This window comes from Kribbella sp. NPDC054772 (assembly GCF_053611945.1).
Genome location: NZ_JBSHBJ010000028.1, coordinates 44,035 through 67,573 on the forward strand (window position 1 = coordinate 44,035; position 23,539 = coordinate 67,573).

19 protein-coding genes are annotated in these 23,539 nt (G+C 69.2%); 12 read left to right on the forward strand and 7 right to left on the reverse strand.

Going from position 1 to position 23,539, the window contains the following annotated elements:
- Positions 1 to 39 precede the first annotated feature (39 nt).
- From ACWGID_RS31710 to ACWGID_RS31725, 4 genes are read right to left on the reverse strand one after another with little or no spacing between them, the layout of a single operon-like run.
- Positions 40 to 2,133, reverse strand: coding sequence for an ABC transporter ATP-binding protein (locus ACWGID_RS31710; RefSeq protein ID WP_452202834.1), 2,094 nt, complete (start codon positions 2,131 to 2,133; stop codon positions 40 to 42).
- Positions 2,130 to 3,863: an ABC transporter ATP-binding protein gene (locus tag ACWGID_RS31715; protein WP_452202836.1), complete on the reverse strand. Its 1,734-nt coding sequence runs from the start codon at positions 3,861 to 3,863 to the stop codon at positions 2,130 to 2,132. Before ACWGID_RS31715 ends, ACWGID_RS31710 begins: the two co-directional genes overlap by 4 nt.
- The gene (locus ACWGID_RS31720; RefSeq protein WP_452202838.1) at positions 3,863 to 4,522 is read right to left on the reverse strand and encodes a TetR/AcrR family transcriptional regulator; all 660 of its coding nucleotides are present in this window, start codon (positions 4,520 to 4,522) and stop codon (positions 3,863 to 3,865) included. The genes ACWGID_RS31715 and ACWGID_RS31720 overlap by 1 nt, the downstream gene beginning before the upstream one ends.
- 42 nt (positions 4,523 to 4,564) lie before the next feature.
- A complete protein-coding gene (locus ACWGID_RS31725) occupies positions 4,565 to 5,335 on the reverse strand; it encodes a TetR/AcrR family transcriptional regulator (RefSeq protein WP_452202840.1) in 771 nt (256 codons plus the stop codon).
- Positions 5,336 to 5,490: 155 nt separating this feature from the next.
- On the opposite strand from ACWGID_RS31725, the gene ACWGID_RS31730 reads away from it, so the two are divergent.
- The 3 genes from ACWGID_RS31730 (at position 5,491) to ACWGID_RS31740 (ending at position 11,328) form a co-directional block, all read left to right on the forward strand.
- Positions 5,491 to 7,362: an ABC transporter ATP-binding protein gene (locus ACWGID_RS31730; RefSeq protein WP_452202947.1), complete on the forward strand. Its 1,872-nt coding sequence runs from the start codon at positions 5,491 to 5,493 to the stop codon at positions 7,360 to 7,362.
- A gap of 433 nt (positions 7,363 to 7,795) precedes the next feature.
- Positions 7,796 to 10,168 carry a DEAD/DEAH box helicase gene (locus tag ACWGID_RS31735; protein ID WP_452202949.1) on the forward strand — a complete coding sequence of 791 codons (2,373 nt, stop codon included), beginning with the start codon at positions 7,796 to 7,798 and terminating at the stop codon, positions 10,166 to 10,168.
- On the forward strand, positions 10,165 to 11,328 hold the full coding sequence (locus ACWGID_RS31740) for an SWIM zinc finger family protein (RefSeq protein WP_452202842.1): 1,164 nt from the start codon (positions 10,165 to 10,167) through the stop codon (positions 11,326 to 11,328). Before ACWGID_RS31735 ends, ACWGID_RS31740 begins: the two co-directional genes overlap by 4 nt.
- Before the next feature lie 10 nt (positions 11,329 to 11,338).
- Here the strand turns inward: ACWGID_RS31740 and ACWGID_RS31745 are convergent, their stop codons facing one another.
- A complete protein-coding gene (locus ACWGID_RS31745) occupies positions 11,339 to 11,758 on the reverse strand; it encodes a DUF4232 domain-containing protein (protein ID WP_452202844.1) in 420 nt (139 codons plus the stop codon).
- On the opposite strand from ACWGID_RS31745, the gene ACWGID_RS31750 reads away from it, so the two are divergent.
- The 8 genes from ACWGID_RS31750 to ACWGID_RS31785 all read left to right on the forward strand — a co-directional run bounded on the left by ACWGID_RS31750 (position 11,739) and on the right by ACWGID_RS31785 (position 20,048).
- A complete protein-coding gene (locus tag ACWGID_RS31750; protein ID WP_452202846.1) occupies positions 11,739 to 12,029 on the forward strand; it encodes a hypothetical protein in 291 nt (96 codons plus the stop codon). The two genes, ACWGID_RS31745 and ACWGID_RS31750, sit on opposite strands and share 20 nt — an antisense overlap.
- A 208-nt stretch (positions 12,030 to 12,237) precedes the next feature.
- On the forward strand, positions 12,238 to 12,738 hold the full coding sequence (locus tag ACWGID_RS31755) for a GNAT family N-acetyltransferase (RefSeq protein ID WP_452202848.1): 501 nt from the start codon (positions 12,238 to 12,240) through the stop codon (positions 12,736 to 12,738).
- Positions 12,739 to 12,838: 100 nt separating this feature from the next.
- Positions 12,839 to 14,515 carry an ABC transporter substrate-binding protein gene (locus tag ACWGID_RS31760; RefSeq protein ID WP_452202850.1) on the forward strand — a complete coding sequence of 559 codons (1,677 nt, stop codon included), beginning with the start codon at positions 12,839 to 12,841 and terminating at the stop codon, positions 14,513 to 14,515.
- Positions 14,512 to 15,465, forward strand: coding sequence for an ABC transporter permease (locus tag ACWGID_RS31765; RefSeq protein ID WP_452202852.1), 954 nt, complete (start codon positions 14,512 to 14,514; stop codon positions 15,463 to 15,465). The genes ACWGID_RS31760 and ACWGID_RS31765 overlap by 4 nt, the downstream gene beginning before the upstream one ends.
- A complete protein-coding gene (locus ACWGID_RS31770; protein ID WP_452202854.1) occupies positions 15,465 to 16,343 on the forward strand; it encodes an ABC transporter permease in 879 nt (292 codons plus the stop codon). The genes ACWGID_RS31765 and ACWGID_RS31770 overlap by 1 nt, the downstream gene beginning before the upstream one ends.
- Entirely contained in the window at positions 16,340 to 17,317 is a 978-nt protein-coding gene (locus ACWGID_RS31775) for an ABC transporter ATP-binding protein (RefSeq protein ID WP_452202855.1), read from the forward strand. The genes ACWGID_RS31770 and ACWGID_RS31775 overlap by 4 nt, the downstream gene beginning before the upstream one ends.
- Entirely contained in the window at positions 17,317 to 18,294 is a 978-nt protein-coding gene (locus ACWGID_RS31780) for an ABC transporter ATP-binding protein (RefSeq protein WP_452202857.1), read from the forward strand. The genes ACWGID_RS31775 and ACWGID_RS31780 overlap by 1 nt, the downstream gene beginning before the upstream one ends.
- Positions 18,291 to 20,048: a gamma-glutamyltransferase family protein gene (locus ACWGID_RS31785; RefSeq protein WP_452202859.1), complete on the forward strand. Its 1,758-nt coding sequence runs from the start codon at positions 18,291 to 18,293 to the stop codon at positions 20,046 to 20,048. The genes ACWGID_RS31780 and ACWGID_RS31785 overlap by 4 nt, the downstream gene beginning before the upstream one ends.
- On the opposite strand, the gene ACWGID_RS31790 is transcribed toward ACWGID_RS31785, so the two are convergent.
- Positions 20,030 to 20,722: a GntR family transcriptional regulator gene (locus tag ACWGID_RS31790; protein ID WP_452202861.1), complete on the reverse strand. Its 693-nt coding sequence runs from the start codon at positions 20,720 to 20,722 to the stop codon at positions 20,030 to 20,032. The two genes, ACWGID_RS31785 and ACWGID_RS31790, sit on opposite strands and share 19 nt — an antisense overlap.
- A 106-nt stretch (positions 20,723 to 20,828) precedes the next feature.
- Here ACWGID_RS31790 and ACWGID_RS31795 point away from each other — a divergent pair, with 106 nt between their 5' ends.
- Positions 20,829 to 21,689 carry a GNAT family N-acetyltransferase gene (locus ACWGID_RS31795; RefSeq protein WP_452202863.1) on the forward strand — a complete coding sequence of 287 codons (861 nt, stop codon included), beginning with the start codon at positions 20,829 to 20,831 and terminating at the stop codon, positions 21,687 to 21,689.
- 21 nt (positions 21,690 to 21,710) lie between these two features.
- Here ACWGID_RS31795 and ACWGID_RS31800 read toward each other — a convergent pair whose 3' ends face one another.
- The gene (locus tag ACWGID_RS31800; RefSeq protein ID WP_452202865.1) at positions 21,711 to 23,477 is read right to left on the reverse strand and encodes a M1 family metallopeptidase; all 1,767 of its coding nucleotides are present in this window, start codon (positions 23,475 to 23,477) and stop codon (positions 21,711 to 21,713) included.
- Positions 23,478 to 23,539: the final 62 nt, after the last annotated feature.

The window sequence follows — 23,539 nt, forward strand, 5'->3', positions numbered from 1 at the left end:
GCGCCACCCGTCACGGGTGGCGCCCTTTCGCTTTGTCGATCAGCGGGCCATCGGCCGGCCGGCTGGTGCTGCTGCCGGAGCTGCGATGGCAGCCGCTTCTTCGTCGATGTCTACTACGGCGCCGCTGAACTGGGCGTTGTAGAGGCGGGCGTAGGCACCGTCGACGGTCAGGAGCTCGTTGTGGTTGCCCTGTTCGACGATGGCGCCGTCCTCCATGACCAGGATCAGGTCGGCGTCGCGGATGGTGGACAGCCGGTGGGCGATCACGAAGCTCGTGCGGTCGGAGCGCAGGGCGGCCATGGCGCGCTGCACCAGGACCTCCGTGCGGGTGTCGACCGAGCTCGTCGCCTCGTCCAGGATCAGCAACTGCGGATCGGCCAGGAACGCGCGGGCGATGGTGAGCAGCTGCTTCTCACCGGCGCTGACGTTGCTGCCTTCCTCGTCGATGACCGTGTCGTAGCCGTCCGGCAGGCTGTGCACGAAGCGATCGACGTACGTCGCCTTCGCCGCGGCCAGCATGTCCTCCTCGGTGGCGTCCAAGTTGCCGTAGAGGAGGTTGTCCCGGATGGTGCCGCCGAACAGCCAGGTGTCCTGCAGCACCATCCCGATCCGCGACCGGAGATCGTGCCGGGTCAGCTCGGTGATGTCGACACCGTCGAGCGTGATCCGGCCGCCGTTCAGTTCGTAGAACCGCATGATCAGGTTGACCAGCGTGGTCTTCCCGGCACCGGTCGGACCGACGATCGCGACCGTCTGACCAGGCTCCGCGATCAAGGACAGGTCGCTGATCAGCGGCTTCTCCGGGTCGTACGAGAACGACACGTGCTCGAACTCGACCCGGCCGCGCGCGTTCGTCACCTTCTCCGGCGTCGCGTCGTCCGGCACCTGCTCCTTGGCGTCCAGTACTTCGAACACCCGCTCGGCCGAGGCGACACCCGACTGCAGCAGGTTCGCCATCGACGCGACCTGCGTCAGCGGCTGGGTGAACTGCCGCGAGTACTGGATGAAGGCTTGGACGTCGCCCAGCGACATCGTGCCGGACGCGACCTTCAACCCGCCGATGACCGCGATCACCACGTAGTTCACGTTCCCGATGAACATCATCAACGGCATGATCAGACCGGAGATGAACTGCGCCCCGAACGCGGCCTTGTAGAGCTCCTCGTTCTTCTCGGCGAAGTTCGCCTCGATCTCCTTCTGCCGGCCGAAGACCTTCACCAGCTCGTGACCGGTGAACGCCTCTTCGATCTGGCCGTTCAGCGCTCCGGTGTGCCGCCACTGGGCGACGAACCGGACCTGCGACCGTTTCGCGATCGCTGCCGTCAGCACCATCGAGATCGGGATCGTGACCAGCGCGATCAGCGCCAGCAGGGGCGAGATCACGAACATCATCGTGATCACGCCGATCACCGTCAGCAGCGAGGTGAGCAGCTGGCTCAGCGTCTGCTGCAGGCTGGTCGAGATGTTGTCGATGTCGTTCGTCACCCGGCTGAGCAGCTCACCGCGCGGCGCACCGTCGAAGTAGCTCAGCGGCAGCCGGTTCAGCTTGTCCTCGACGTCGGACCGCAGCGTCATGATGGTCCGCTGTACGACGCCGTTCAGGATGTACCCCTGCGCCCACGAGAGGAAGAACGCACCGGCGTACAGCAGCAGGACGCCGAGCAGGACGTTGCGCAGGGCATCGAAATCGATGCCGACGCCGGGGATCAGGTCGATCCCCTGCAGCAGGTCCGCGAGCCGGCCGTTTCCGGACGCGCGGGTCTGCTCGATGACCTGCGCCTTGGTCAGCCCACCCGGCAGGTGCTTGCCGATCGCGCCGGCGAAGATGATGTCGGTCGCGCGACCGAGGATCTTCGGACCGAGCACCGACAGCCCGACGCTGCCGATCGCGAGCAGGACCACGACGGTGACCTGCGCCCGGTGCGGCCGCAGCCGGCCGAGCAGCCGCTTGGCCGATGGCAGGAAGTTCAGCGACTTGTCCCCCGGAATACCTCCGGGCGGACCGAACCCACGACCGGTCGTCGGCCGCTCCGTCGCCTTGACGGTCTTCGCCGCCTGCCCATCCGCAGGAGCCGGACCTTGTCCGTTCGCCGGACCTTGTCCGTTGGGGGACGGCTTCTGTTCGTCGCTCATGCCGCCTCCTCCGCGGACCGCTGGGACTCGACGATCTCGAGGTACGTCGGGCAGTTGTCCAGCAACTCCTGATGCGTGCCCTGACCGACGATCGCGCCGTCCTCGATGACGATGATCTGGTCCGCATCGATGATCGTCGACACGCGTTGCGCGACCACCACCATGCAGGCGTCCCGGGTGACCGGTCGCAGCGCCGCCCGCAATCGCGCGTCGGTCGCCAGGTCGAGCGCCGAGAACGAGTCGTCGAACAGGTAGATCTCCGGCTTCCGGACCAGCGCCCGCGCGATCGCGAGCCGCTGCCGCTGCCCACCGGAGACGTTCGTGCCGCCTTGCGCGATCGGCGCGTTCAGTCCTTCCGGCATCGCCTCGACGAAGTCCTTGCCCTGGGCGATCTTCAACGCCGACCAGAGCTCCTCGTCGGTCGCGTCCGGGTTGCCGTACCGCAGGTTGCTCGCGACCGTCCCGGAGAACAGGTACGGGCGCTGTGGGACCAGCCCGATCCGCTCCCACAAGGACTCGGGCTCGATCTCGCGGACATCGATCCCGTCCACGAGCACCCGTCCTTCGGTCGCGTCGAACAACCGGGGTACCAGCGACAGCAGTGTGGTCTTACCCGCACCGGTGCTGCCGATGATCGCGGTCGTCTGGCCCGGCGAGGCGACGAAGCTGATGTCCCGCAGGACCGGCTCGGCGGCGCCCGGGTACTTGAACGAGGCGTGCTCGAAGGCGAGCTGGCCGCGTCCGGTGAAGGTGGTGATCGGCGTGACCGGCGGCCGCACCGACGAGTCGGTGTCGAGCACCTCGGAGATCCGGTCCGCGCAGACCGACGCCCGCGGCACCATGATCATCACGAAGACGCCCATCATCACCGAGAACAGGATCTGGATCAGGTAGCTCAGGAACGCGGTCAGCGCGCCGACCTCCATCGTCCCGCTCTCGATCCGGGAGGCGCCGAACCACAGCACCGCCACGCTGGACACGTTCAGGATCAGCATCACGGTCGGGAACACCAGCGCCATCAGCCGCCCGGCCCGGATCGCGGTGTCGGTCAGGTTCCCGTTGGCCTCGCCGAAGCGCTCGACCTCGTGCGGCTCGCGGACGAACGCGCGGACCACCCGGATGCCGGAGATCTGCTCGCGCAGCACCCGGTTCACCCCGTCGATGTTCTTCTGCATCTTCCGGAACTGGGGCACCATCCGGCTGGCGATGAAGCCGACACAGCCGGCCAGCAGCGGTACGGCGACCGCGACCAGCCAGGACAGTCCGACGTCCTCGCGGACCGCCATGATCACGCCGCCGACCATCGTGATCGGCGCGGCGACCAGCATCGTCGTGGTCATCACGACCAGCATCTGGATCTGCTGTACGTCGTTGGTGCTGCGCGAGATCAGCGTCGGCGCACCGAACTGGTTCACCTCACGGGCGGAGAACTCCCCGACCCGGTGGAACACCGCGGCCCGGACGTCCCGCCCGAACAGCGCGGCCGTCTTCGCACCGAAGTACACCGCCGTCACCGTGCAGGCGATCTGCAGCAGACTGACCGCCAGCATCCAGCCGCCGGTGGCCATGATGTAGCCGGTGTCGCCCTTGGCCACACCGTTGTCGATGATGTCGGCGTTCAGGCTGGGTAGGTAGAGGGAGGCGATCGTCCCGATCAGCTGCAGGACGACCACCAGGGACAGGTTTCCCGCGTACGGACGCAGGTGCGTACGCAAGACGCGAACTAACATCAATCATCCCCAGAGTCGTGACGATGGGCTCCGTCGAGTGCGTACTCGACAGGCCCTCCGGTCGCCGGGTGCTCGTGCGTGCGGACACCGTCGAGGGCGAAGTCGACGATCTCCTCCGCGGTCAGCACCTGACCGCCGGAAATCATTGGGTGGGTCGCGGAGAACGTGATCATCGCGATCCGCCGGACCACTTCTTCGGGCGTGAACCGCAACTGGGCCGCGTCCGGGCGGATCAGGTCGGCGAACAACTTCTCCGCCGCCTCGATGTCGGCCTTCCGCCGGGCCTCGTCCTCGGGCGAGGGCTTCCAGGACGGCGGGCGTGCCATCCGGAGCGCGAACAACAGTTTGAAGACGCCGCGTAGCCGGCTCTGCTGGGCGTCGACCGCGGCGACCATCCGGTCCCGCAGTTCCAGCTCCGGATGGATCCGCCGGAGCATCTCGGTCAGCGGAGCGGAGTCGAACGCGGTCCGCAGCGCGGCCTCGATGAGGGCGTCCTTACTCCCGAACGCGCGGAAGATGGTGCCCTCGGCGATGCCGGCCGCCTCGGCGATCTGCTTGGTGCTGACCTCCGGGCCGAACTCCTCCAGCAACGGCAGCGCGGCCTCGACGATCGCGGCGCGCCGCTCCTCGGGGGGCAGTGGGGTTGCTCGTGGACTCACGAGATCCAAGGTAACTGAGTGAGTACTCACTCACAACTTCGTTTACCGGTCCGGCGTAGACCGGTTCGCCACCAGCGCGAAAACGCCGTCCAGCACCCGCTGCAGACCGTACTCGAACGCGTGATCGACATCGTACGGCGCGTCGAACTCATTCCCGACCGTGGTCCCGACCCGGGCCGCGAGCGGGAACTTCGCCAGGTCGGAGATCTGGTCCAGGTGCGGGACGTGCGCCAGCCACCACTCCTTATCCGTCATCCCGGACCGCTGGATCACCTGCCGCGCTTCGACCGCCGTTCGCACCGCGCCGTGCACGAAGCCGTTGACGAGCGCGACGGTCGCGTCCATCTCGACGTCGGTGAGCCCGATCCCCTCGACCGCGGACAGCTCCCACTCGTACTTCGCCATCACGTTCGGCCCGAGCGGCGGCCGGCTGATCGCGACCTGGAGCAGCCACGGGTGCCGTAGATACAGCTCCCGGTTCTCGCGAGCGACCTCTTCGAGCGCCGCCCGCCAGTCCCCCGGTACGGCGCGGCGCGGCAACTCGCCGTACACGGTGTCGAGCATGACGTCGAGGAGCTCGCCCTTGCCCGGGACGTAGCGGTACAGGGTCATCGCGCCGACACCGAGCTCGTCGGCGACCCGGCGCATCGACATCGCGGCCAGTCCCTCGGCGTCCGCGACCCGCAGCGCGGCCGCGACGATCTGGTCGACGGTCAACGCCGGCCTCGGGCCGCGGGTCGGCCGCGGGCGGCGGCGCCAGAGCAGCTCGAGGCTCTTCGCCGGGTCGCCGCTGCCGCTGTGCTCCTGATTCATGTGCGTGATCCTGATCGATCGGCTATTCTTCGTACAGTGTACGCAGTTGACCTCAGGTTAAGTCGAGGTTCTAGCGTCGGGATTTGTCGGTGGTGTGCGGAATCATCGACGACCCCAGCCGACCGAGTCAGCGGAGCACTGCCGTGAGTATGGAAATGACCGCGTGGAACTCGCTGTACCACGCGATGCACGCCCAGGACGACAAACGCCCCTTTTCCCGGGTGACGCTACGGCGGATCCTCGCCTTCGCGCGCCCCCACCGGACCCAGCTGATCTGGTTCCTGATCATGAGCGTCGGTGCCGCCGTGCTGGCGGTCGCGACCCCGATCCTGGCCGGCAGCGTCGTCAACGCGATCGTCGGCGGGAAGGCCTTCGACGTCGTACTGCGACTCTCCCTGCTGATCGCGGTGATCGCCATCGCCGAGGCCGGGCTGAGCATGCTGACACGGTGGCTGTCGGCGCAGATCGGTGAGGGCCTGATCCTCGATCTGCGGACGGCCGTGTTCGACCACATCCAGCGGATGCCGATCGCCTTCTTCACCCGAACCCGGACGGGCGCGCTCGTCTCCCGGCTGAACAACGACGTGATCGGCGCGCAGCGAGCGTTCAGCGACACCTTGTCGGGCGTGGTCGGCAACCTGGTGATGCTGGTGCTCACCCTCGTGGCGATGCTGCGGATCTCGTGGCAGATCACGCTGCTCGCGCTCATCCTGCTGCCGATCTTCGTCATCCCGGCGCGCCGGGTCGGTTCCCGGTTGGCCGGTTTGCAGCGGGAGGCGGCCAACTACAACGCGACGATGAGCACCCAGATGACCGAGCGGTTCTCGGCGCCGGGCGCGACGCTGGTCAAGCTGTTCGGGCGGCCGGCGCGGGAGTCGACGGAGTTCGCGGTGCGGGCGCGGCGGGTGCGCGACATCGGCGTCCGGACCGCGATGGTGCAGTGGCTCTTCGTCACCGCGCTGACGCTGGTGTCGGCTCTGGCCCTGGCTGTCGTCTACGGGCTCGGCGGGTTCCTGGCGCTGCGGGATCAGCTCGATGCCGGCGCGGTCGTGTCGATGGCGCTGCTGCTCACCCGGCTGTACTCACCGCTGACCGCGCTGGCGAGTGCGCGCCTCGAGGTGATGACGGCGCTGGTGAGCTTCGAGCGCGTCTTCGAGGTGCTCGACCTCGAGCCACTGATCAAGGACAAGCCGGACGCGGGCCGCGTGCCCGAGGGACCGGTCGCGGTGGAGTTCGCCGACGTGAGCTTCGCCTACCCGTCGGCGGACAAGGTCTCGCTCGCCTCGCTCGAAGAGGTCGCGAAGCTGGACACCCGCGGCGGTGTCGAGGTGCTCCACGAGGTCTCGTTCCGCGCCGAGCCCGGGCAGATGATCGCGCTCGTCGGATCATCCGGAGCCGGCAAGTCGACGATCGCGCAACTCATCCCCCGGCTGTACGACGTGGACTCGGGTGCGGTGAAGCTCGCGGGGGTCGACGTCCGTGACGTGTCGGCGGAGTCGTTGCGGCAGACGCTCGGGATGGTCACCCAGGACGGGCACCTGTTCCACGACTCGATCAGGGAGAACCTGCTGCTCGCGCGCCCCGAGGCCGCGGAGGAGGATCTCTGGGACGCGCTCGAGCGGGCGCGGCTGGGTGAGCTGATCCGGTCCTTGCCGGACGAGCTGGACACGGTGGTCGGCGAGCGTGGGTATCGCCTGTCGGGTGGCGAGCGACAGCGGTTGACGATCGCGCGGTTGCTGCTCGCGCAGCCGCGGGTGGTGATCCTCGACGAGGCGACCGCGGCGCTCGACTCCACGAACGAGGCCGCCGTGCAGGCCGCGCTGACCGAAGCGCTGGCCGGGCGTACGGCGGTGGTCATCGCGCACCGGCTGTCGACGATCCGGGCCGCCGATCAGATCCTGGTGATCGAGGCCGGGCGGATCGTGGAGCAGGGCCGGCACGCGGAGTTGCTCGCGGCGGGCGGGCGGTACGAGGAGTTGTACCGGACCCAGTTCGAACAGCCCGGGACCGAGACAGTTCCGGTCTGACGTTTCATTCATCGAGTAGGAGGTTGCTGGGTTGGTGGGCACGGGGAACGAGCTGGCTGGATGCGCGGTGGTCTTCCAACCGGCTGATCCACCACGGACAAGCCAGATCGCCTTCTGGGATCCCTCGGGTGCCCCACTCCCGCTGGGCGTGGGAGAGCAGGTCGACCTGCAGCTGGTAGTCGACGGTCAGCTTCAGCAGGTCGCAGCGATCCAGCGACCTGTTTCCGAGGCGGTGCCTGTCCTCGGGCGGATGCGGCGTGCGCCGGGTTCGCATCCGTCGGCGGCCTTCTGGGGAGGGGCGTCGCTGGTCGCACTTCAGCTGGTTGCCCGGGGCAAGCTCCTCCCCGGCGTCTCCCCCGCGGGCCACGACGCCTGGCGCGTCGGCCCGCTGGACCCCGAGGACATCACCCGCGTCCTCACCCTCGCCGAGTCGATGCCCGCCTCGGCCCGTGCGCTGCCGCTGCCGGGAGACGAGGTACGGCTACCGGTCGCCGAGGACGTGGTGCGGGAGTTCCTGGATGCGGTCGCCGACGGGATGCCTCGATCGCCGGCCGCCGCCAAGGCACACCAGACGAACCTGTTCACCGCCACCGCACCGCAACGCGCCGACCGTCTCCGTCCCTGGGCGGACGAAGTCTCCGCCGGTCTCGACACCGGAGTCCGCATCTCGCTCCGGATCGACATGACCGAAGCGCTCGCCTTCAGCGCCGCCGTCCAGCTGCACAGCCTCAAGGACCCAACGCTCGTGCGCGACGCCGACGACGTCTGGGCCGAGGACGTTCCCGGCTTCGGACCGCGCGCCCGTATCGACGCCACCCTGGCGATCCGGCGTGCGGCCCGTGTCTGGGCGCCACTCGGTCGCCTGCTCGACTCCGCCGTACCGGATCGGATGGAGTTGGCGGATGAAGAGGTCGCCGATCTGCTCGCTGGGTCGGCGCAGCGGTTGGCTGCGGCCGGTGTCGACCTGCACTGGCCGCGTAGCCTCGGCCGCGCGCTCAAGGCCCGTGCTGCGATCACCTCGGCGGATGGTCCGCCGAGTGACATGCCCGGGTTCTTCGGCGGTGCGAAGACGCTCGACTTCAGCTGGCAGGTTGCCCTCGGCGACGATCCGCTGACCGAGGCCGAGCTCGACCAGCTCGCCGAAGCCACCCGCCCGGTGGTCCGGCTTCGCGACCAGTGGATGCTCATCGATCCCGAGCTGGCGCGCAAGGCCCGCGAACGCGTCCTCAAACCTGTCACGGCCATCGACGCGCTCGGCGTCGCGCTCACCGGCACCGCCGAGATCGACGGCCAGCAGGTCACCGTCACGCCGACGAAGTGGCTCGACGATCTCCGCGCCCGGATCGCCGACCCCGACCGCGCCGACGAACCGATCGAAGCGCCGCCCGGTCTGAACGCCACCCTGCGCGACTATCAGCTCCGCGGCCTCCGCTGGCTGGCCCGGATGACGTCGCTCGGCCTCGGTGGCTGCCTCGCGGACGACATGGGCCTCGGCAAGACGATCACGCTCATCTCCCTACACGTTCAACGCCAGCAGTCCGACGACACCGCCGGCCCGACGCTCGTGGTCTGCCCTGCCTCGCTCCTCGGCAACTGGGAGCGCGAGGTGCAACGGTTCGCGCCCGGCACTCCGGTGCGGCGGTTCCACGGCACGTCTCGTTCACTCGACGACGCGCGCGAGGGGTTCGTGCTCACGACGTACGGCACCCTGCGGCGCGACGCCGTACGGCTGGCCGATCATCGGTGGGGGCTCGTCGTCGCCGATGAGGCGCAGCACGTGAAGAACCCGACCTCCGGTACGGCGAAGGCGCTGCGGACCGTCCCCGCGCAGGCGCGGGTCGCCCTGACCGGTACTCCGGTGGAGAACAACCTCTCCGAGTTGTGGGCGATTCTCGACTGGACGACGCCCGGGCTGCTCGGGCGGCTCGGCAGCTTCCGGAACCAGTGGGCGACGCCGATCGAGGCGGACAAGGACGAGCAGGTCGCGGCGCGGCTCGCGAAACTCGTGCGCCCGTTCCTGCTGCGCCGGCGGAAGTCGGACCCGGGGATCGCGCCGGAGTTGCCGCCGAAGACCGAGACCGATCAGCCGGTGTCGCTGACGCGCGAGCAGGTTGCGTTGTACGAGGCAACGGTTCGCGAGTTGATGGACGAGGTTCGCGCGAGTGACCGGATGGCGCGCCGCGGGCTGATCGTGAAGCTCCTGACCGGTCTCAAACAGATCTGCAACCACCCGGCGCAGTACCTCAAAGAGCCCGGCGACGCGCGGCTGACCGGTCGCTCCGGCAAACTCGAGCTCCTCGACGAGCTCCTCGAGACCATCGTCGCCGAGGACGGCGCAGTCCTCGTCTTCACGCAGTACGTCGCGATGGCCCGGCTGCTCGAGCGGCATCTGGCGGAGCGCGGGATACCGACGCAACTGCTGCACGGCGGGACACCGGTGCCTCAGCGCGAGGAGATGGTGGATCGCTTCCAGGCCGGTGAGGTCCGCGTGTTCCTGCTCTCGTTGAAGGCTGCGGGCACCGGGCTGAACCTGACGCGTGCGGATCACGTCGTGCACTTCGACCGGTGGTGGAACCCGGCGGTCGAGGATCAGGCGACGGACCGGGCGTACCGGATCGGGCAGACGCGGCCGGTGCAGGTGCACCGGTTGATTGCCGAAGGCACCATTGAGGACCGGATCGCCGGCATGCTCGCCGCCAAGCGCGAGCTCGCCGAAGCGGTGCTGTCGGGCGGCGAGGCGGCCCTCACCGAACTCTCCGACTCCGAACTGGCCGACCTCGTCGAGCTCCGGGCAGGTGCCCGATGACTGAGGCACAGGGATTCCCGGCGTTCGGGATGCAGCGGCGGAGTACTCGCGGGCGGTCCTGGTGGGCCCGGGCGTGGGTGCAGGCGTTGGAGGACACGTCGCTGGACAACGGTCAGCTCCGCAAGGGCCGCCAGTACGCGAACTCGGGCCAGGTCGGCACCATCACGATCAGTCCGGGCCGGATCGCGGCGACCGTCTACTCCCCCGAGGACACCTACGAGTCCGTCGTGTACGTCGACGAGCTGAGCGACGACGACTGGCGCCGGTTCCAGGAGCAGGTCGCCGCGCGTGCAGGGCACATCGCCGCGTTGCTCGACGGCGAGATGCCGCACAGCCTGGTCGAGGCCGCGGCCGACGCCGGCGTCACGCTGCTGCCGGGCATCGGCGATCTCGACCCGAGCTGTACGTGCGACGCCTGGGAACTCCCCTGCCAGCACGCGGCCGCGCTCTGCTACCAGGTCGCCTGGCTGCTCGACGCCGACCCGTTCGTCCTGCTCCTGGTCCGCGGCCGCACCCGCGAGGCCCTCCTCGACGATCTGCAGGCCGCGTCCATCCAGCCTGTCGAGGAAGCGGGCGTCTCGGTCGCCGACGTCCTGTCCGAGATCCCGGCCGAGCTTCCCGGTCCGCCGGAGCTCCCGGCGAAGATCGGTCCGGATGAGCTCGCGGTGACGGGCATCGAACCGCCCGACGGCTTCGGGCCGCAGGCCCTGCAGGTGCTGGTGCTCGACGCCGCCCGCCGCGCGCGCTCGATCCTGAACGCGCTCCTGCACGGCACCGCCGAGCCACAGCCGCTCGACGAGTGGCAGGACTCCGTCCGGCTGGCCACCGACTTCCCCGAGCTCGTCACCGCACTGACCGAGTCCACCGGGCGGAACCTTGCCCCCGGCATCGAAGCCTGGCGGTACGGCGGCGCGCCCGGCCTCGACGTACTGGAGCACACCTGGACTCCCGATGCGGCCGACCTGAACCGCGCACGGACCGAACTGCTCGCTGCGGACGACGACCTGACCATCACGACGTCAGCGAACCACTTGACGCTCGGCGCGGACAGTCAGCTCCGGCTCGATCGCCACGGCCGCTGGCACCCGTACCGGCTGGTCGACGACACGTGGACACCGGCCGGCCCGCCGTCGAAGGACCCGCTGGTCGTGAACTGGTAGACCGGCTGCGTCAGGAGGTGACGGGGCGCATCGCCATGCCCTCGGTGCCTGCCCAGGTCGTGACGAGCTGGCCGTCGTCGGCCTCGAAGGAGGTCACGGGCATCTTCACCCGGACCGGCTCCGGCGCCGGGGCCTCGCCGCCGGGGCTTCCGAGGCTGATCGCGATGAACTTCACCGTGTAGGTGTCCCTGTGACCGCCGGTGGCGAGCACGCCGGCGTACGCCTTCTCGCCGGGAGCGATGGTGATGACCTCGCCGGGTTCGGTCCCGGCCTTGACCGGGGCCGGGCGCTGGGCGTTCCCGAGCGTGACCTCCGGGTAGTTCGCGACCTCGCACTTCGTGGCGCTCGTGTTGGTGGCCTCGAGCATCAGGTGCCGGACCTGCTCACCTTGCGCGTCGTAGTTCGTGACCGTGAACTTCAGGTCGTCCATCGCGCACAGCTCGACGCTCGCCTCGCTCGGCTTCTTGGAGGTCGTCGACTTGGCCGGCTTCGCCGACGGACTCGTGCTCGCCGAAGCGGTCGGCGTCTCTGAGGTCGCAGCGGTCGTTGCCGTAGACGACGGCGTCGTACTGGCTGAAACAGTTGCGTCGGAAGGCTTTCTCCCGTCCGTCGCATTGGCCGAGCCACACGCCGCGGCCGTCAGGAGCGCAGCGGTGACCCCGGCTCCCACGACGTACGTTCTCCATTTGCGAAGACCTTGACGATTCCCCCGAGCGACAACCTTCATAGCAACTCCCCTTGTCATAAGCGTCATCGGAAACTCAGGAGAATTGACGCCTCACCCTCGGTTAAAGTTGGGTTCGACTTCGGAGGAGGTGAGTTGATGACCGCGCGATCCCGCGCTGCGGCACGTCCGGGAGCGCGCTCAGTCCTGCAGCTCATCCACTCATCCTCCGGAAGGACATTCCGTTGTCCCAGCTGTCCTGGAACACCCGTGTCGAGACGCCGTCCGACATCCAAACCCTGCGCTCGCTGACCCGCGATGCCTTCGGCCGGCAGTACGAGGTCGACTTCCTCGACGCGCATCGCGCCTCGCCGGCCGCCTGGATCCCCGGCCTCTCGTTCGTCGCAACGGTCGACGACCGGCCGATCGCCTACGCGCTCCTCACCCGCTGTTACGTCGGCGACGTACCGGTCCTGTCACTCGGACCGGTCGCCGTGCTTCCGGCGTACCAACGGCAAGGAGCCGGTGGTGCCGCGATCGAGGCCGCCCTGGCGACAGCGCGTGATCGTGGTGAGCGGGCGGTCGTGGTGCTCGGTCACGATACGTACTATCCGCGGTTCGGATTCCGACAGGCTACTGAGTTCGGTATCCACCATCCGGAGTACGACGGACCGAACCTGATGGCGATCGCGCTCGGCAACCACGACGTACCGGCCGGCGACCTGCGGTACCCGGTCACCGTCTAGCAGCGGTCGTAAAAGGTTCAGTCAAACTCGCCGAATCACTTGCGCACCTGGGTTGTATACATGAAACAGTCGGCTGCATCCGCCTACTCAGGAGCACGCGATGACTCGTCGACTTGCACTGAACCGCTTCACCACCAGGAGTCTGGTCGGGACCGGCGCGGCCGTTGTCGCGCTGGCCCTGACCGGCACCGCCTGCTCACCGGTCGAGCCGGCCGGTAGCGACAGTCCGTCCACCGGTAGCCAGGCCGCCGGCGGACAGGATGTGTTCGGGGAGCCCGCCGACGCGGCGCAGGTCAAGCAGGGCGGGACGCTGACGGTCGCGCTCTCCGCCGACCCGGACAAGCTCGACCCGACGCTGTCCCGCAGCCTGTACTCGCGCTACGTCTTCCACACGATGTGCGAGAAGCTGTACGACCTCGGCTCCGACGCCAAGGTGGTCCCCCAGCTCGCGACCGCGCTCCCGAAGATCTCCAGCGACGGCCTCAGCCTGACGATCCCGCTGAAGGAGGGCGTGAAGTTCGCCGACGGCACCGCCTTCGACTCGAACGCGGTGAAGGTCTCGCTGAACCGTCATCTGACGCTGGCCGGCTCGGCGCGCAAGAGCGAACTCGGTCCGATCACCTCGATCGATACACCGGACGCGAAGACGGTCGTCATCAAGCTGTCCAAGCCGTTCGCACCGTTGGCCGCCGCGCTCGCCGACCGCGCCGGCATGGTGCTCAGCCCGGCCGCGGTCACGAAGCTCGGCGCGAACTTCTCCACCGCGCCGGTGTGCGTCGGCCCGTTCAAGTTCGCCAGCCGGGTCGCGCAGAACTCGATCAAGGTGGTCAAGGACCCGCAGTACTACGACGCGGCGAAGGTGCACCTGGACGGGATCGAGTACCGGATCATCACCGACTCGAGCATCCGGTCGGCGAACCTGAAGTCCGGCGACGCGCAGGTCGCGGACTCGCTGTCGACGCAGGACGCACCCGAACTGCAGAAGGACGACACCGTCAGCGTGCTGCAGTCCCAGTCGCTCGGGTACCAGGGCCTGACGATCAACGTCGCCAACGCGAACGGGATCGGCAACCCGCTGAAGCCGCTCGACACCCCGATCGCGAAGGACCCGCGGGTCCGGCAGGCGCTGGCGCTGTCGATCGACCGTGAGGCGCTGGTGAAGTCGATCTTCAACGGCCTGAACACGGTCGCGTGCTCGCCGGTGTCGCCGAAGAGCGAGTTCACGTCCGACGCGGCGCAGACGTGTCCGGCCCACGACACCGCGAAGGCCAAGCAGTTGCTGGCCGACGCCGGCGTGCAGACGCCGTACAAGGTCGAGATGATCACGTCGAACAACCCGGACAGTCTGCGGCTCGCCCAGGCCCTGCAGGGCATGGTGAAGGAGGGCGGCTTCGAGCTGGTCATCAAGCCGGTCGAGTACGCCGCTCTGCTGGACCAGCAGGACCGCGGTGACTTCGAGCTCCTCCAGCTGGGCTGGTCGGGCCGCGTCGACCCGGACGCGAATATCTACAGCTTCGTCGCCACCACCGGCAGCCAGAACGTCGCCGGCTACAGCAGCCCCGACGTGGACAAGCTGCTCACCGACGCCCGCCAGGCCACCAACCAGGCCGACCGCGTCAAGCTGTACGGCGACGTCGTCACCAAGCTCCAGGCCGACGACCCGATCATCTACATGTACCGCCAGCGCAACCTCACCGGTGTCTCCAAGAAGCTGCTCGGCATCCAGGTCTACCCCGACGGCGTCATCCGCACCGCCTTCGCAGGATTCGCGAAGTGAGGCGGTACCTCCTCAATCGGTTGTGGCAGTCGGCGGTGACGCTCGTGCTCGCGACGATCGTGGTGTTCGCCGGCGTGCGGGCGTTGCCGGGTGATCCCGCGCTGGCGCTGGCCGGTGAGGACCGGGATCCGGAGTCGCTCCGTGCGATCCGGCAGCAGTACGGGCTGGATCAGTCCTGGCTGGTGCAGTTCTGGCAGTTCGTCAGTCATGCGGCGCGCGGCGATCTCGGGGAGTCGATCCGGACCGGCGCCCCGGTGCGCTCGATGATCGTCAGCGCGTTGCCGGTGACGATCGAACTGTCGGTGCTGGCGATTCTGATCGCGAGTGTGATCGGGGTCGGTGCCGGTGTGGTGGCCGCGGTCCGGCGTGGCCGGCCGGCCGAGTGGGCGGCGAACGCGCTCGCCCTGCTCGGCCTGTCGGTGCCGCACTTCTGGCTCGGGCTGATGGCGATCCTCTACCTGTCCGTTGCCCTCGGCCTCTTTCCCGCGTCCGGCTTCGTACCGTTCTTCAGTAACCCGGTCGCGAACCTGCACCACCTGATCCTGCCGGCGCTGATTCTCGGGACCGGCCTGGCCGCGGTGATCATGCGCCAGACCCGTTCCTCGATGCTCGACGCGCTCTCCGCCGACTACATCCGGACGGCGGAGGCGAAGGGCCTGCCGCCGACGGCCGTGATCGGAAAGCATGCCCTGCGCAACAGTCTGATCGTGGTCGTGACGATCGTCGGCCTGCAGCTCGGCGCGCTGATCTCGGGTGCCGTGGTGACCGAACGGATCTTCGCGCTGCCCGGCTTCGGCAAGCTGACCGTCGACGCCGTCTTCCAGCGCGACTACCCGGTCATCCAGGCGGTCGTGCTGGTGACCGCGACGGCGTACATCGTCATCAATCTGCTGGTCGATCTGTTGTACTCCGTCATCGACCCGCGGATCCGCGTGCGAGGTGAGGTGTGATGGCGGTCGCCGAAGCGCTGACAGCGGCACCACTGCGCAGTACCCGGAGCCGAGTGGTACGCCGGATCCTCCACAACCCGCTGGCTCTCACCGGGCTCGCCGTACTGGCGATCGCGATCGTGCTCGCGGTGTTCGCGAACTGGCTGGCGCCGCACGAGCCCACGCAGAACCACCTCGACCGCGCGTTCTCCGCTCCGGGGACCGCCGGCTATCTGCTCGGTACCGACGACCTCGGCCGGGACGTGTTGTCGCGGATCATGTTCGGGCTCCGGGCATCTCTCCACGTCGGCATCCTCGCCGTCGCGTTCTCGCTCGTCATCGGTGTACCGCTAGGTCTGGTCGCTGGCTACTTCCGGCCAATAGACGCGCTGATCTCGCGGCTCACCGACCTGGTGCTGGCGTTCCCGTTCCTGATCCTCGCGGTCGGGCTGGCTGCGATTCGTGGCGCGAGCCTCGGGAACGCGGCGATCGCGATCGGCATCGCCCAGATCCCGGGGATGATCCGGATCGTCCGGTCCGAGACGCTCCGGCTGAAGTCGTTGGACTTCGTCGCCGCCGCGATCGTCGAGGGTGCGAGCGACGCCTGGGTGCTCGGGCGGCACATCCTGCCGAACGCCGGGTCCGCGATCATCGTCCAGGCCACCGTCGGCATCCCGGCGGCGATCCTCGGCGAGGCGGTGCTGTCGTTCCTCGGCCTCGGCATCCAGCCGCCGGCCCCGAGCCTCGGCACGATGCTCGCCGACGCGCAGCAGTTCGCGTCCCGGGCGCCGTGGGCCGCGGTGATGCCGGGCGTCGCGATCATGCTGCTCACGCTGGCGTTCAACATCGTCGGCGACAGCCTCCGTGACGCCCTCGACCCGAAGGCGAGCCGCCGATGAAACCGATCCTCGCAGTGCAAGATCTCACCGTCACCTTCCGGACCGAGGACGGTCCGTTGTCCGCGGTGGACCGGATCAGCCTGGAGATCGGCGACGGCGAAGTACTGGCGGTCGTCGGCGAGTCCGGCTGCGGCAAGAGCGTCACCGCGATGAGTATCGCCGGGCTACTCCCCCGGACGGCCACGGTCGGCGGCTCGGTCCGCCTGAACGGCACCGAGCTGATCGGCGCCGACAAGCGCACGCTCCGGTCGATCCGCGGCCGCGAGGTGGCGTACATCTTCCAGGAGCCGATGACCTCGCTGAACCCGGTCTTCACGGTCGGCCACCAGATCAGCGAGGTACTGCGGACGCACGTCGGACTCAACCGGCAGGCGGCGCACGCCCGCGCGATCGAACTGCTCAAGCTCGTCGGCATCCCGTCCGCCGAACGCCGGGTCAGCGACTACCCACACCAGCTCTCGGGCGGCATGCGGCAGCGGGTGATGATCGCGATGGCGGTCGCCTGCGACCCGAAGGTGCTGATCGCCGACGAGCCGACGACGGCACTCGACGTCACGATCCAGGCCGGCATCCTCGACGTACTGCGGGGTCTGCGCGAACGTCTCGGGACGAGCATCGTCCTGATCACGCACGACCTCGGTGTCGTCGCCGACCTCGCCGACCGGGTCGCGGTGATGTACGCCGGACGCGTGGTCGAGACCGCCGAGGTCCACGACCTGTTCGCACGCCCGCAACATCCCTACACCGTGGGCCTGCTCGGCGCCTCCCCCGCCGCCGGACGGCACGCGGAGTCGCAACGCCTCAACGAGATCCCCGGCCTGGTCCCGGTGCTCACCGAACAGCCCGACGCCTGCACGTTCGCCGACCGCTGCACCCGGGCCGTCGACACGTGTACGTCGTCCCAGCCGCGACTCACCGACGGTCCGCACCGTGTCGCGTGCTGGAACCCGGTTCGCGAACCAGTGGAGGTCTGATGGACGCGCTCGCTGTCGAAGACCTGGTCATGCACTTCGGACCGGTGCGCGCCGTCGACGGTGTGACGCTCCGGATCCGGCCCGGCTCCGTCGTCGCGCTGGTCGGCGAGAGCGGCTCCGGCAAGTCCACGGTCGGTCGCTGCATCGTGCGACTGCTCGAACCGACGGGCGGAACGGTCCAGCTGGCCGGAGCCGACATCACCCATCTGAATCGCCGTCAGCTCCGTCCGCATCGTCGCGACGTCTCGATCGTCTTCCAGGATCCGGCGGGCTCACTCGACCCGCGGCTGTCGGTCGGCGACATCGTCGGCGAGCCACTCCGGCTGATGCGCCGCAAGGACATCCCGGCGAAGGTCGCCGACGCGCTCCGCCGGGTCGGTCTGCGTCCCGAGGTCGCCCAGCGGGCGCCGCACGAGCTGTCCGGTGGTCAGCGTCAGCGCGTCAGCATCGCCCGCGCGCTGATCTCCGAGCCGCGGTTGCTCGTGGCCGACGAGCCGACGAGTGCGCTGGATGTCTCGGTGCAGGCCGCCGTACTCAATCTGCTGGCGGATCTGCAGCGGGACCTCGGGTTCGCGTGCCTGTTCATCACGCACGATCTGTCGGCGGTCGAGTACCTCGCTGACGAGGTGGCCGTGATGTACCTCGGTCAGCTCGTCGAGCAAGGTCCGCGCACGCGGATCTTCGGGAAGCCGGCCCACCCGTACACGCAGGCGCTGCTGTCCGCGGCGCCCGTCCCCGATCCCGCCGAGCAACGGGCCCGCCGTCCCGTGCTGCTCGGTGACGATCTCCCGTCCGCGATCGACCCACCGCCCGGCTGCCGCTTCCACACCCGGTGCCCGGTCGCGGTCGACAAATGCCGGACAGTCGTCCCGGAACCACGCACGATCGGAGAAGGTGGACACCAGGTGGCTTGTCACCTCGTGAACGAAGACGGCACCGGCCCGGATGTACGCCTAACAGAAGGAGTGTCTCGATGACGTTCACCACCCGGCCCACCTTGCGCGGCACGTTCGGGATGGTTTCGTCCACGCATTGGCTCGCGTCGCAGTCGGCGATGCGGATCCTCGAGCTCGGCGGGAACGCGTTCGACGCGGGCGCCGCGGCCGGATTCGTGCTGCATGTGGTCGAGCCGCACCTCAACGGGCCTGGTGGTGAGGTTCCGGCGATCATCGCGACCGCCGCGGATCCCACGCCGCGGGTGCTTTGCGGTCAGGGCGTCGCGCCGGCCGGGGCAACGATCGAGCACTACCGCTCGCTCGGTCTGACGCTCGTGCCCGGCTCGGGTCCGCTCGCGGCGACGGTTCCGGGCGCGGTCGACGCGTGGCTGCTCCTGCTCCGCGATCACGGGACGCTGCCGTTGAGCGTCGTACTCGAGCCGGCCATCGAGTACGCGCGCAACGGGCATCCGCTGGTACCGCGGGTCGCGGACACGATCGGCACGGTGCAGGAACTCTTCGAGAAGCACTGGCAGACCTCGGCCGCGCTTTGGTTGCAGGGCGGGCGGCCGGTGACCGGCCGATTCAGCAACCCGGCGTACGCCGCCACGCTGGAAAAGCTCGTCTCGGAAGGCGAAGCGGCTGGCGCCGACCGGCAGGCGCAGGTCGAGCGCGCGCGGACGACCTGGCGCCTGGGATTCGTCGCCGAGGCGATCGACAAGTTCTCCCGGATCCCGCACCGGGACTCCAGCGGCGAGGACCACGCCGGCCTGATCACCGGTGATGACCTGGCCGCGTTCGAGGCGAGCTGGGAGGACCCGGCGACGTACGACTGGAACGGGTTCACCGTCGCGAAGACCGGACCGTGGGGCCAGGGCCCTGGCCTGCTGCAGTCGCTCGCGGTTCTCGCGGCGCTCGGTGACGTAGATCTGGACAGCGCCGACGGTGTGCACGCGACGGTCGAGGCGATGAAGCTGTCGTACGCCGACCGCGAGGCCTGGTACGGCGACGGCGCCGACGTACCGCTCGACACGCTGCTGTCCCCGGAGTACGCCGCCGAGCGGGCGAAGCTGATCGGGCCGGACGCCTCGCTCGATCTCCGCCCCGGCAGTCCGGACGGCCGCGACCCCGTGCTCCCGTCGGTTGCGACGAGCAACGAGTCGGGCGACGCCACGACCGGTGAGCCGACCGTCTCGTCCGGCGGCGTGACCCGCGGCGACACCTGTCACGTCGACGTCGTCGACCGGTGGGGCAACATGATTTCCGCGACGCCGAGCGGCGGCTGGCTGCAGTCGTCGCCGACGATCCCGGAGCTCGGGTTCTGTCTCGGCAGCCGCGCGCAGATGTTCTGGCTCGAGGAGGGCCTGCCGGCCTCACTCGCTCCCGGTAGGCGGCCGCGCACCACGCTGACGCCGACGCTCGTCCTCCGCCACGGCGAACCGGTGATGGCGTGCGGTTCGCCCGGTGGCGACCAGCAGGACCAGTGGCAGCTGCTGTTCCTGCTCCGGCACCTCGGCGCCGGGATGGATCTGCAGGAGGCGATCGACGCACCGGCCTGGCACACCACCGGCTTCCCGTCGTCGTTCTACCCGCGCGCCACCGAACCCGGCGGGCTCGTGGTGGAGACCCGCGTCGGCAAGGACGTGCGCGACGAACTCGTCCGGCGCGGACACGTCGTCACCGAGTCCGACCCGTGGAGCCTCGGCCGGCTCTGCGCCGTACGGAAGGAGGCCGACGGCGTGCTCGCGGCCGCGGCGAACCCGCGCGGCATGCAGGGTTACGCGGTCGGTCGCTGACCCAGCGCCGCCTGCGCGGCGGCCTGGACGTGCAGGCGGGCGGCGGTGCTCGCCGCCTCGGCGTCGCCCGCCTCGATCGCGTCGACCAGCCGGACGTGTTCCTCGGACGAGTGCGGTGCCCGCTGCGCCGCGCCGACCCGGAACACCCAGTGCACGTGGTGGTACATCGCGGCCGAGATCGAGTGCAGCCAGCGGTTCCCGCTGACCTCGATCACGGCCCGGTGGAACGCACTGTTCAGCTCGGCGACCCGGTCGAAATCCGCCGCTGCCGTCGCCTCGTTCGCCTCCGAGATCAACCGGCGGAGCGTCGCGATCCCCTCGGCCGTCGCGCGCTCCGCGGCCAGCCCGGCGGCGAGCGTCTCGAGCTGCTGCCGTACGCCGAACAGGTCGCGCACCGCGGTCTCGTCGAGCGTCGCCACCACTGCTCCCCGGCGCGGCAGGATCTGCACGAAGCCCTCGGCCTCGACCACCCGCAGCGCTTCCCGCACCGGATTGCGTGACACCCCGAAGTCGTCCGCGAGCCGGGTTTCGGTCAGCCGCTCGCCCTGGCCGTACTCACCGTCGACGATCCGCCGCCGCAGTTCCGCGAGGACCTGTTCGCGCAGCGCGACATGATCGGCACCGATCGTCCGTACGGTCATCCCACCCCGAGCCGCACCGTCCAGTTGCTCCACCCCTGGCTCCTCTCCCCGTTCGCCTCACCCCGCTGTGACCCGCGCGCCACGGTAGCCGATCGGGGACCCGGCGGCACCTGATCCAGTGCCGCGTTATGTTGACCACTTGAGCATCCAACTGGTTCCACTGACGGATCCCGACTACCGCCCGCTCAGCCGCCGGCTCGCCTGGCTGGCCACCGAGGCCGACGGTACGCCGGTGGGCTCCGCCTTCCTCAGACTCGACAGTCGCCGGCACCACGCGCACCTGGCCGAGTTCGAACTCACCGTGCACCCCGCCGAACGGCGTCGCGGCATCGGGTCGCGACTGCTCGGCGCGGTCGTCGCCAGCGGCCGCGAGCACGAGATCCGGACCCTGCTGGCCGACGTCGACGTCAACTCCGTCGGCGACCACTTCCTCGAGCACCACGGTTTCGCGATCGGCCTGACACTGATCTACGCCCGACTCGACCTGACCGATCCGACTCCCGACGTACCGGACGTGCCTGGGTATCGGCTCGTCTCGTGGGAGGGCGTCGTACCGGACGAGCTGGTGCAGACGTTCACCGATGCGCGGACGGCGATGGACGACGCGCCTTCGGGCACGATCCGGACCGGGGTCGACGTGTGGGACGTCGAGCGGACCCGGTACGCCGCGCAGCTGATCGAGCAGCGTGGTGAGCACATCTCGGTCGTCGCGGCGATCGACCGCTCCGGGATGATCGCCGGCTTCACCGAGGTCGTCGTACCGGGTGACGGGAAGGGCGACGGGCAGCACTACGGCACCGCCGTCCTCCCCACGCACCGCGGCCGCGGTCTCGCACTGTGGATGAAGGCCGCGCAGATCCACGAGACCCGCCGACGCTTCCCCGACCTCGACGGTCTCCTCACCGACACCGTCGACACCAACGTGCCGATGCGCCGTACCAACGACCACCTCGGCTACCGCCCCCGCTTCGAAGTCCGCCGCCGCAAACTCGACCTCTAGCAGCCGGGTCGTGTGCCAGCGCTACTGGCCGAGGATCTTCTGGACGGCGGCCGTCGTGATCGGGTGGTAGCCGGGGCGGGCCTTGGCGAAGACCTCGGCGGCGAAGGCGCGGTCGGTGCCGGCGAGCGCCTGGTAGACCGGCAGGATCAGCTTCATCCGCCCGACATCGGTGAGGAACCCAGCCATCTCGGCGTACGCCGCCTCGTAGCTGCTGGCGGCAACGATCTGGTACCAGCGCCGCGCGATCTCACCGTTCGCGGTCCCGGTCAGCCCGAACGCGCGGTCCAGCTGCTGCAGCAACACCGGGCTCAGTACGTCGGGAGCCGCGTCCAGGAACCGCAGCCACTCCTGCGTCGTCCACCGGTCCGCGCCGTGCGGCAGCTCGCCCGTGGTCAGCCAGTTGGCCCGCGCCTCGTCGACGACCTGGAACCGCGCCGACGCCGCGCGCTCCGCGAACGCCGGGATGCCCGGCTCGTACAGCCACGCGGCCACCTCCTCGGACGTCACTACGTCCGGATGCGACGCGAGCAGAGTCTCCTGCAGGTGCTCGACGAAGTTGTCGGAGTTGATGCTGCGGAACGCGAACCGGTCGAAGTACCCACGCAGGAACGGGTCGAAGACCTCCCGCGTGAACCGCTGCTCCAGCCAGGACAGGAACCACGACCCCTTGAGCGGTCCAGTCGACGTCGTCCCGTGGTACTCCGAGCGGTGGTGCAGACCCGGCAGTTCGACCGCGAGCTCAGCCGGCGTCAGCGGGTCCAGCTTCACGACGGTCGCGTGCTGCTTGATCGCGGTCTCCATCAGCGCGAACTCGGACCCGTAGACCGCCTCGACGATCCGGTTCTCGACGTACGACGTGAAGCCCTCGTTCAGCCAGATGTCGTCCCAGCTGTCCTGGGTGACCAGATTGCCGGACCAGCTGTGCGCGAGCTCGTGCGCGATCACGCTGACCAGCGACTTGTCGCCGATCACCACGGTCGGGGTCGCGAACGTCATCCGCGGGTTCTCCATCCCGCCGTACGGGAAGGACGGCGGGAGGACGAGCAGGTCGTAGCGGCCCCAGCGGTACGGGCCGAAGAGCTCCTCGGTGACCCGCATCATCTCCTCGGTGTCGACGAACTCGGTCGCCGCCTTCCGCACCGTGGCGGGCTCGGCCCACACACCGGAACGCTCACCGAGCGGCTCGAAGACCAGATCGCCCGCGGCGATCGCCAGCAGGTACGACGGGATCGGCTCGGGCATCACGACGTCGTACGAGCCGGTACGGCGGGACGTCGTACCGTTGTCGGCGCTCATCAGCACCATCAACTCCGGCGGCGCGGTGACGTGCGCGGCGTAGCTGAACCGGATGCTCGGCGTGTCCTGCAGCGGCACCCAGCTGCGGGCGTGGATCGCCTGCGACTGGCTGAACATGAATGGCATCACGCCACCGGCCGTCATCGCCGGCTCCAGCCACTGCAGCCCGCTCGCGGTCGGCGCGGTCCGGTAACTGACCTTCACCCGCGGATGGCTCGCCGTCCGGATCGTGAGCGCGGATCCGAGCTCCTTGTCCGGGAGTCCGAGGCTGAACTCCAGCGGCTCCCAGCCGTCGGCCGTCTGCCCCTCGACGCCCAGCACCGTGAGGTCGCGGGTGTCGAGGACGAGGCGGTCGGCCGGGCCGGTCCAGGCGAGGGTGTGCGTGGCACTGCCGGCCAGCACTTTCTCGTCGAAGTCCAGCGCGAGGTCGAGCTCGAGGTGAGTGGTCCGAACCAGCTGCGGCTCGGCATAGGAGTGGCGATCGTGCGTCAAGGGAAGCTCCCGGGTGAGGCGTCCGACGAACAGTACCCACGTCCCGACCGGTTCGGACGACC